General features: G+C 36.6%; 10 protein-coding genes. 4 read left to right on the top strand and 6 right to left on the bottom strand.

Annotated features, from left to right (window positions below):
- Positions 1–708: 708 nt before the first annotated feature.
- The 4 genes from H5084_RS18800 to H5084_RS18785 all read right to left on the bottom strand — a co-directional run bounded on the left by H5084_RS18800 (position 709) and on the right by H5084_RS18785 (position 4,851).
- Complete coding sequence (locus H5084_RS18800; protein WP_028870375.1) at positions 709–1,059, bottom strand: DUF3316 domain-containing protein; 351 nt, start codon at positions 1,057–1,059, stop codon at positions 709–711.
- A gap of 115 nt (positions 1,060–1,174) precedes the next feature.
- Complete coding sequence (locus H5084_RS18795; RefSeq protein ID WP_182692173.1) at positions 1,175–1,516, bottom strand: DUF3316 domain-containing protein; 342 nt, start codon at positions 1,514–1,516, stop codon at positions 1,175–1,177.
- Between the two features lie 734 nt (positions 1,517–2,250).
- Positions 2,251–2,967 (bottom strand): 3'-5' exonuclease, encoded by a 717-nt coding sequence (locus H5084_RS18790; RefSeq protein WP_182692172.1) that lies wholly within the window; start codon positions 2,965–2,967, stop codon positions 2,251–2,253.
- A gap of 9 nt (positions 2,968–2,976) precedes the next feature.
- Positions 2,977–4,851 carry a putative nucleotidyltransferase substrate binding domain-containing protein gene (locus H5084_RS18785; protein WP_028870372.1) on the bottom strand — a complete coding sequence of 625 codons (1,875 nt, stop codon included), beginning with the start codon at positions 4,849–4,851 and terminating at the stop codon, positions 2,977–2,979.
- A 489-nt stretch (positions 4,852–5,340) separates the two neighbouring features.
- Between H5084_RS18785 and H5084_RS18780 the strand changes: the two genes are divergently transcribed.
- The 4 genes from H5084_RS18780 to H5084_RS18765 all read left to right on the top strand — a co-directional run bounded on the left by H5084_RS18780 (position 5,341) and on the right by H5084_RS18765 (position 8,955).
- Positions 5,341–6,135, top strand: coding sequence for a CDP-alcohol phosphatidyltransferase family protein (locus H5084_RS18780; RefSeq protein WP_182692171.1), 795 nt, complete (start codon positions 5,341–5,343; stop codon positions 6,133–6,135).
- Positions 6,128–7,060, top strand: a complete 933-nt coding sequence (locus H5084_RS18775; protein WP_182692170.1) for a phosphatidate cytidylyltransferase — start codon at positions 6,128–6,130, stop codon at positions 7,058–7,060. Before H5084_RS18780 ends, H5084_RS18775 begins: the two co-directional genes overlap by 8 nt.
- Before the next feature lie 93 nt (positions 7,061–7,153).
- Positions 7,154–7,813, top strand: coding sequence for a lysophospholipid acyltransferase family protein (locus tag H5084_RS18770; protein ID WP_182692169.1), 660 nt, complete (start codon positions 7,154–7,156; stop codon positions 7,811–7,813).
- A gap of 200 nt (positions 7,814–8,013) precedes the next feature.
- Entirely contained in the window at positions 8,014–8,955 is a 942-nt protein-coding gene (locus tag H5084_RS18765; RefSeq protein WP_245600461.1) for a LysR family transcriptional regulator, read from the top strand.
- 195 nt (positions 8,956–9,150) lie between these two features.
- Here the strand turns inward: H5084_RS18765 and H5084_RS18760 are convergent, their stop codons facing one another.
- Together H5084_RS18760 and H5084_RS18755 are read right to left on the bottom strand one after the other, a co-directional pair.
- Positions 9,151–9,501 (bottom strand): DUF3316 domain-containing protein, encoded by a 351-nt coding sequence (locus H5084_RS18760; RefSeq protein WP_182692168.1) that lies wholly within the window; start codon positions 9,499–9,501, stop codon positions 9,151–9,153.
- A 133-nt stretch (positions 9,502–9,634) separates the two neighbouring features.
- On the bottom strand, positions 9,635–9,898 hold a 264-nt coding region (locus H5084_RS18755; protein ID WP_182692167.1), incomplete at its 5' end, for a DUF3316 domain-containing protein.

Genomic DNA, 9,898 nt, shown 5'->3' with positions numbered 1-9,898 from the left:
TTTATTGCATTTTTATTGTAAGGTAAATTAGCCAACAAGGTTAAATAAGGTGTTAAGCTTACATGTGGAAATAAAAAATAGTGTAAATAAAGTTAAATAACTCTTGTAGAAATGACTTAACATATGCGTTTTTTGTAGTTAATAAGTAGAGTTATGTTATTAAAAAAAACATTAAAAAATGAAACTTATTTATTGAGTGTGAAGATTTTTTCAGACTATAATTTCTACAATAGAAAGTAGGTTAATCGTTAGAGGGTAGCCTAATGGTGTCCATACGTCACCATTGGTAAGTGGCCAGAAAAAAGCCAATAATTCCGAGTTAATCGTCAATATTTTGCTAAGTTCATTACTATATTCATTACTAAATTTAATGCTAGATTGACTGCTAAATTGACTGTCTGAGAGAAGCTGCTTTATCGTTGATACTGGTGGTTATAATTGAGTAGTAATAGTTGAGTAGTAATAATTGAGTAGTAATATTTGAGAAGTAGATTAATACAGTTAATTCTTTATCGAGTCACTAGGTTAAAACGGCTAGTCTGGAGGTTCGAGTTAACGACTGAATAATGTATATTGCTTGCTAACGAATATAAATATAGTTAAATAAGAAATGAAATAAAATTGCTGCCCACTAACAAACTGGCTAAGAAAGTAGATAAGCAGCAATGTTGGTCATGGTTAGTGTCTATTTAAAACATTAAACCAAGCTTAGTTTTGTTTTTTTATTGTGGTGTAGTGGTAATCCACATCAACTACAGCACGATAAACAACTTGATCACGCGTTTGAGCAAACTCTTTAATCGTGACTTTTGATTTATCAATAGTCAGATCTTGTGCTGGCGAATTACTGATCACTGTTAACGCATGGCGTAATTCGTTCGCTGGCAATTTTTTGAGTCCATCAAGGTAGTCAAAACCTGCATCATAAGCTGCTGTTTTATTTGTGTACGCATCAGTGCTGAATGTTTTGTCTGAATGAACAACTTGTGTTGCTGCAAAAACACTTGAACTAACTAATAGTGCTGCTGCTACTGCTGTTAATGTTGTAAAATTTTTCATGTTTATGCCCTTAATAATATTATTTATAAGATATATGTTGTCGCTACCTATTGGCGTTCACGACTTGTTTGTGTTTTTCTTTGTTAATTCTGTTCTTTGTACTGCTAAGCGACGATTAATTGTCATTTTTTTTCGTGGTGTAGTTGTAATCAACATTCACTATTGCGCGGTAAGCAATTTGTCCGCGAGTTTGCGCAAATTCTTCAATTGATACGTTAGTGTTGTTAATTCTAATGTCTTTAGTTGGCGTGGTAGAAATAAGGACCAATTCATGACTTAATTTGTTTTCAGGTAACTGTTTAAGTTGATCAACATAATCAAAACCTGCTTCGTAAGCCGATGCTTTATCTGTAAATGCATCAGTACTGAAATTTTTATCAGAATGTATTATTTGCGTACTTGCAAAAACACTTGAGCTAATAAGTAAAGTTGCTACTAGAATTGTAAAGTTTTTCATTTTTAATGCCTTAAATAATTGGTTCAGTTCTTGTTAATGACTTGTTTGAGTTGAATGAGTTATTAATGTGTTGCCGCTACTGTCTCACTCGATATAGCTATTATGCGCTTCATTTATGTGATCTTCATCACTTTTTATTTCCATTCATTATGGGTTTTTTGGTCATTAATCGAATGTTAAATGACCAGGTTTACTCAGCATTCAACTTGAATTAAACGAGCATAAGTATGTAGCGGCAAAGTAGCCTGCAATGCCATTTTTAAAGATTAGCCATTTAGGTTGTAAGCACATGTTTTTAAAATATTGACAGCGGGTTCACGTAGTGAACTGATTGAAAGTTAATCATATTTTTCTAGTCTGGATATTCGAGCAGGTGGCGAAATAATGCAGCTGATTAATAGCGGCTATAAGCATAAAGATGAAGAGCTAATGGTTAAATTAAGTTATTAGCGGTCAGTGGTCAGTCGTCAGCCATTAGCTATTACCCTAAAGTGACAGAAATAAAGATGTTTCTGCGCGGTTTATTCGAGGGAGTCTAATTTGAAAATTCTGTTTACAAAATAAAGTTGCGTGGTGACTGTCGAGGATTAGCTATTTGAGCAGTATAAAGTTTAAAAGTTGAAAGGACTTGCTAGCAATAGATCGCATTATTGTTAGCAAGTAACGGTTATAGCTTTTGTCATTCTATTGCTTTGTTATTAAATAGCTGCAGCCACTCTGCAACCATTTTCATATTATAACCACAAATCCTTAATAGGTGTGTCAGGGCTAAAATGATACCCCACTTGCGCCTGTAGCAACTCCGCAGTAGCAATTGCATCGGTTAAGGCGTCATGTGGTTGATAAGTAGGTAAATTATAGCGCGTTCGACTTTGCCCTAGGCGAATCGAGGCTGGCTTTTTGCCACGTAATCTATTTAAAAATCCAGCTGCTAGCTTTCTTTGTATGTTAGATTCGATTTGCATAGTATCAACCACAGGGAAAACAATGCCTTCTTTAATAAGCGCACGTAAATGTAAATCTAAGAAAGGGCGCTCGATATTACGGTAATGAACCACTACTACTTTACCCGCTAACTGATCAAGTAACTGATCTAGAATACGCCTTAAGTCCGGTGCACCTTTTAAATCTGAATGGGTGATCCCATGAATAATAATAGAGTCTTCTTGTAACTTATCTTTAGGGTTAATAAACCAACTTTTAGCTTGATTACAATAAATGCGTTTTAAGGTAAAAGGTACTAAACCAATACTAATAATGCTATTTTTTTTAGGATCTAATCCTGTAGTTTCAAAATCTAAAGCAACAAATTCAATGTCTTGAAGTTTTGTATCGTCATGATATGTGCCCACATCATAAAACTTCTTGAGACGTTCATCCTTGCTTAACTGGGCTTTTAACTTTAAAAAAGCAGACCAGTTTAAGACCTCTTTGTTAATAAAATTATACATAGACGATCCTTAAAGAGTGGCACTATAACGATATTTTAAGAAATTTTGCGCGTTACTTAATACTAAAAACGCATCCTTTAAATTTCGTCTTTCAAAATCAGACATATTTTCAGGTTCAATATTATTATCAGGCTCAATATCCGATTCAATATCTAATGCTTGGTGGCGTAATCTTACTAACGAGATAAGCTCCATGGCATGTTGTAAATCTTCACCTTTAGATTTAGGTAAAATGCCTGCTTCAATAATATCTTCCAAACGGTCAAAGGAGTTTTGAGATTGAGAACCAATGGCTAACGCATGCACACGAATCAAGTCTGCAAGTGGTGCTGTTCCACGACGTTTTAAGTTGATGGAATTATTATGACGACCATCACTTTCCATCACAAAATCTTTAAAGAAACCCAGAGGTGGTTTTCTATTCAGCGCATTACGGGCCAAACAAGCTAAGAAACGATTATTCTTTTTGGCGCGACGTAAAATAAAGGCATTTAAATGCTCAGCCCATTTTATGCGTCCATAAACACCGGTTAAATCAAAGAAAATATTACAATTTAATAGCGCTTTAGGGTTTGGATTATCAATCCAACTTGCGAAGCATTCTTCCCATTCGATTTGTGTTTTACGAAACTCTGGATTGGTGGCCATAATATCACCGGTACAATAAATGTAACCGCAGGCCGCTAAACCATCGCAAACAAAGTGCGATAATTTCTCAAAATATTCACCGTGTACTGCTGGGTCATAACTATTATCAAGAATAATGGCATTATCTTGATCGGTTACCATCAATTGTTCATCACGGGCCATTGAACCCAATGCTAAGAAGCAAAATGGAATAGGGGCCGGGCCAAACTCCTCTTCCGCCAATTCTAATAAACGTTGTTTAAAGCTACGTCCAATCTCTGACATCGCACGCCCAACCATGTGCGAGTTCGCATCTTCGTTCACCATACGGACAAAACAATCTTTCAACTGTTTTGATAATAGAGCAAGATCTTCAGGGCTTTGTTGCTGGAAAATGCTACTAACAAACAACAAACTATTTTGAGATTCATAGCGAATAATGTCAGACACTTCAATTAAGCCAATCGGTTTTTTATTTTTAAGCACAGGTAAATGATGCACGTTGTTGCGTAGCATGATCAACATGGCTTCAAAAATATAGGCATTATGATCTAAAGAAATCAGTTCTGTAGACATGACCTCAGAAACGGGGCTATCAATACTTAAGCCTGCAGCAATCACTTTTGCACATAAATCATGTTCGGAAATTAGACCCACTAGGTTATTTCCCTCACTGTCATCGAGGCTAGGGTCATTAATTAAAGCGGCAGATTGATATTCTTCTGCCATCATTTGTGCAACCGCTTGCACACTGGTATCAATCGGAACAATCAAAGGTTCGCGTGTAATTAATTTTTTTACTTTTGAAGTGGTAAGCGCATTGGCATCATCACTATTACTTTCTACCGCTTGTTTTAAACGAGTACTATCTTCTGCTTCTACGAAATCAGCAAAGGATTCAAAACGCTCACATAAATCATAAAAGATAACCGCTGGAATGCAGTATAAAAGGGTGTCTTTGGTGGTTTTAGCGGGAAAACGTACTTTATTATTGGTGAGTAGCCCCATTTGCCCAAATAATTGCCCTTGGTCTAGACGATTATAGAGATTGCCATTACGACGAAATAATTCAACAATACCGCTGCGGATCATATACAACTCGCTAATCTCATCCTTAAAATCGATGATGGTTGTATTGGCACGGAAATAAGATATTTCAACACTTTGTACCACTTCAGCTAAAGCTTCTTCGGGCAGTTCATCAAAAGGGGCGTATTGACTGATAAAGTCTTTTATTTCTAATAATTCAACGTCCATAGGCTACTCATTATATAGGTGAGGGTTTTGTGCGATATTACACAACTTTTATTGACTATGTTAGCGGCGACTGATCTTTCCTATCTATTTGTTTAAAAAATATCTTAGCAAATGAAATAGCTATAATTGATAGAGCCTATAACGCTTATAAATTGTTCATAATGAAGTGGTTAATGACGATTAATTCAATGCTTAGGTAAATCTATCAGTATTAGAAGGCGCACTAAATATTAACTTTATGTTATATAAACCTAGGTTGTCTTAACCAGTAATTTAAAGCACTATATTGTTCTCGTATGTGCACCTTAAATATCACACTAAAATAATACTTTAATGGCCTATTTTTTTCATTGCTATGACCATGCTATGACCATGATAAGGATAATGTAGGATTATTAAAGGACGTCCATTTTGCGCAGAGTTAAAGGCCACATCGCCTTTGCTCATATTAATTGCATCACGATTAACTGTTATTAATAAGGAAATATAATGACTGACTCAGAAGCTCGCCGCCCATTAAAAGTGCGCGATTTGACGATTATGAATAAAATAGCGACATCTTTGAGTAAGCGTAATATTTCACCTAATCAAATATCAATAGCTAGTATCTTTTTTGCACTACTAGCGGGGCTTTGTTTACTTTCGATAGGCGCTGGCGCAACTATCTGGTTGAGTTGGTTAGCTGCTTTATTGGTGCAATGCCGCCTATTATGTAATTTATTTGATGGCATGGTAGCCATGGAAGGGGGAAAATCAACATCATCTGGTGAATTATTTAATGATATTCCAGATAGAATTGCGGATCCCTTGATTTTAGTCTGCGCTGGTTATGCCATTGCTAGCTTGCCATGGGCGATTGAACTAGGGTGGTTAGCCGGACTGTTGGCGGTTAAAACGGCTTATGTGCGTGTGTTAGCAACATCTATCGGTGCACCAACTTTATTTACCGGCCCAATGGCAAAACAACATCGAATGGCGGTGATCACCTTTGTCTTGCTATTACTGCCTATCGAAACATCAGTATTTGCAACACAAGGATATGTTTTACTCCTTGGCCTATCGATTATCTGTTTCGGTTGTTTACTGACTTTATATAAACGCGCTCGCTCGGCATACCAATATTTAGAATCGCCAGAGCAAAATCAACACACCCATACTCAACACAACAATACTCAGCACACCAATACTCAACACAACAAGCCTCAAGACAATAATACTCAACACAACAGGCCTGAGCACAATAATCGTCAACGCAATAAGCATGAGGACAATACTGATGTTTAATATACCGACTCACTCTTTTTATATGATGATATTTGTAGTGATCTTACTGATCACGGGTTCTTTAATTCGTTGGCGTTTGCAGGTAAAAAATCCACAAACAGATTACTTAGAACTAAAACAACGCATTCAATCTTGGTGGTGGATGATTGCAATTTTATTTGGCATTTTATTAGCCCCCACAACCATCTCCATTATCTTTTTTGCGCTGTTGAGCTTTTTAGCGTTAAAAGAATTTTTCTCGATCATGCCCACTCGACAAGCCGATAGACGCATTTTATTATGGGCCTATCTTGCCATTCCATTGCAGTATTATTGGGTTGCTAGCAACTGGTATGGCATGTTTCTTATCTTTATTCCTATCTACGTGTTCTTATTTTTACCAATGCGCGCAGTGTTTATTGGAGAAACCAAAGGCTTCATTCGCTCTTTAGGGACTATTCACTGGGCAGTCATGCTGTCCGTATTATGTGTTAGTCACATTGCTTATTTATTACAACTTCCCGTTAAAAATGAGCAAGCCGGAGCATTGGGATTAGTTTTATTTCTGATTTTTATCACCCAGTTTAACGATGTATGCCAATATATTTGGGGTAAAACCTTAGGTAAACATAAAATAATTCCTAAAGTAAGCCCTAAAAAAACATGGGAAGGATTTATTGGAGGAGTGATAACCGTCACCCTTATCTCTGGTTGTGTTGCGCCTTACTTAACGCCACTAACAATGGTCCAAGGCTTTGTAGCTGGTACATTAATCGCAATCAGCGGATTTGTGGGCGATGTGGTAATTTCGTCGGTTAAACGAGATTTAGCGATTAAAGACAGTGGTACATTAATTCCAGGCCATGGCGGGTTATTGGATCGAATAGATAGCTTGATTTATACGGCGCCATTATTCTTCCACTTCCTCTATTATTTACATTATTAACCGGTATCAGGTGAGGGCATCTCGAATACGTATTACTTTTCATCAAATAAGCGTGCTCGTGAGTATCAAAGTAGGACTTAATAAGGATTGTTAATGAACCGATTTTTAAAAATATTATTTTTTGCATTATTGGTTAAACCTATGGTGTTGTTGGGTTTAGGTTTAAATGTGTTTTTTAAAGCGAAATTGCCTAAACAGGGACCTGCGATTGTTGTTGCAAACCATAACAGCCACTTAGATACCCTCGTCTTGATGAGCTTATACCCATTAAGTCAAATCCATAAAATAAGACCCGTTGCCGCCGCTGATTATTTTTTAAAAAATAAACTACTGGCTTGGTTCTCATTGAACATTATTGGCATTATTCCAATGCAACGTAAACATATACGCGATACGTCAGTCTTATTTGCACAATGTCATCGTGCATTAGACAACGGAGATATTTTGCTTTTATTTCCAGAAGGTTCTCGTGGCAAGCCAGAACAACTCAGTGATTTAAAGCGTGGCGTACACCACTTAATTAAAAGCAGAGAAACACTAAAAGTAGTACCTGTTATGATGCATGGTTTAGGCAAAGCGTTACCCAAAGGTGAAATGATTTTTGTGCCATTTAACTGTGATGTAGTGGTAGGGGATGCAATCCCATTTAATAGCGATGCAAAATGTTATATTGACTCCGTTAGCGATGCGTTAACTCTGCTATTAGCCTTGTGTATGACGCGTCAATCTGTTGTAAAAGACGATTTAGAATAACATTGTTCGTACTCATGATAGTCACCGTAGCAATGAAGCTTAAGATTATTGTTATAACTATCACCAGACTTTGAATTAACCCAGTATTAAATCCATTATTAATTCAAATTCAATCCAAGATAACCATACACAATGTCATGTTTTAGCTTAGCACTCTTTATGACTATTTTATTATTTTAAAAAAGGATTTTTTAATGGGAATGTCGACAAGATTAGACTTGTTTATTGATGTTGTTCAACACGGATCCTTCGCAAAAGCTGCTGGAATACGTAACATTGACCGCTCTGCATTATCTAAACAGATAAAGTTATTGGAAGATGACCTAGGGGTGCGTTTATTAAATCGATCAACGCGATCAGTTTCGCTCACGGATGCTGGCAAGGAGATATTTAAACAAGCTGAAGCAATGAGAGAATTATTGGCTAATACCCAGCGCCTCGCAGATTCCTTTCATTCAGAACCCAAAGGGTTACTGCGTATTACCTGCCCAACGTTATTTGGTAAAATGTATATTCAAAAAGCCGTGGCACTGTTTATGGCCAAGTATCCACAAACTCATATCAAATTAGTATTTGAGGATAAACGCTCGGATATTATTGGTGAGCGGTTTGATATTGCTTTTCGCATCGGACCGGCTCGAGACTCAAACTTAATTGCTCGAAAGTTAGCGGGAGCTAAGTTCGCAATACTGGCCTCTGAAAGTTTTATTAAAACCTACGGTGAACCGAAAACACCTGAAGAACTTATTAAATTACCTGCAATTATCTATGCCAATGGTGAAAATACATTTAATAAATTAACGCTCTCAGAAACACCTGGTAGCGATCAAATGCGTAGTCATAATATGGTTGGGCGTCTCGAGGTCAATGAAATAAGCGTTATCATTGATGCGCTACAAGCTGGATTGGGTTATTCACAACGCGGCTTATTTACTTTAGATAAAAATATTAAAGAACTAGGGTTAGTACCGTTACTCACAAATTATAAACTAGAGACGAGGGATTGGGGTGTTTACGCTGTTTATCCCCACAGAAATCAAACGCCTCTGGTGAAGTTATTTATTGAAATCGTAAAGGAACTAGTCGGCTCTCCGCCGATATGGGATAACTATATTGATAACTTTGATCAAATGTATAAATAGGCTAAAAGTATAAATAGGCTAAAGTTATAAATAGTCGAGAGACATAAACAGACCTGATCTATAAATAATTTGGATGTATATACAGCAACGTCATAAACAAAAAAAATGCCGCTAACTATGTAAGTCAACGGCATTTTCGGTGATGAACCTTTTCTTATCGTTATAACGGTAAGTTATAACGATAAACTAAATAAATTAGTCTTGTGTTTTGATTGTAGTGAAGTGGTAATCCACATCAACCACTGCACGGTAAGCAACTTGATCACGTGTTTGAGCGAACTCTTGGATCGTTACTTTTGATTTATCAATGGTTAAATCTTGTGCTGGTGAATTGCTGATCACAGTTAGTTCGTGACGTAATTCATTAGCAGGTAATTTTTTTAGACCATCGATGTAATCAAAACCAGCATCATAAGCGGCTGCTTTATCTGTGAATGCATCAGTGGTGAACATTTTGTCTGAATGCACAACTTGTGTCGCTGCAAATGCACTTGAACTTACTAATAATGTCGCTGCGATGGCTGTTAATGTTGTAAATTTTTTCATGAGAAACCCCTTAATTAATCTGTTGTCATCAACACTTATTGTTATAAGTGATGATTTATTCTGTTTGTCGCTAGCGCTGATTGGCTTAATTAGCTAGCAGTAGCGACTTAATTTCTTTAACTCGAACCGTTAATTAGTTAGTTGAGCGTAAAGTCGAAAAGTGGTAATCCACATCAACTACTGCACGGTAAGCTACTTGGTCACGTGTTTGAGCAAACTCTTGAATTGTTACTTTAGCGTTATCAATTTTAATATCGTTTGCAGGTGTTTCACTGATAACGATTAATTTTTGACGTAACTCATTCGCAGATAATGTGTTAAGTGAATCGATGTAATCGAATCCAGCATCATAAGCCGCTGCTTTATCTGTGAAGGCATCAGTGCTGAATGTTTTGTC

The sequence above is a fragment of the Psychromonas sp. SR45-3 genome, assembly GCF_014163575.1.
Lineage (GTDB): Bacteria > Pseudomonadota > Gammaproteobacteria > Enterobacterales > Psychromonadaceae > Psychromonas > Psychromonas arctica.
Note: the sequence above shows the minus strand (reverse complement) of the source record. Positions and strands in the feature narration are given on the sequence as shown.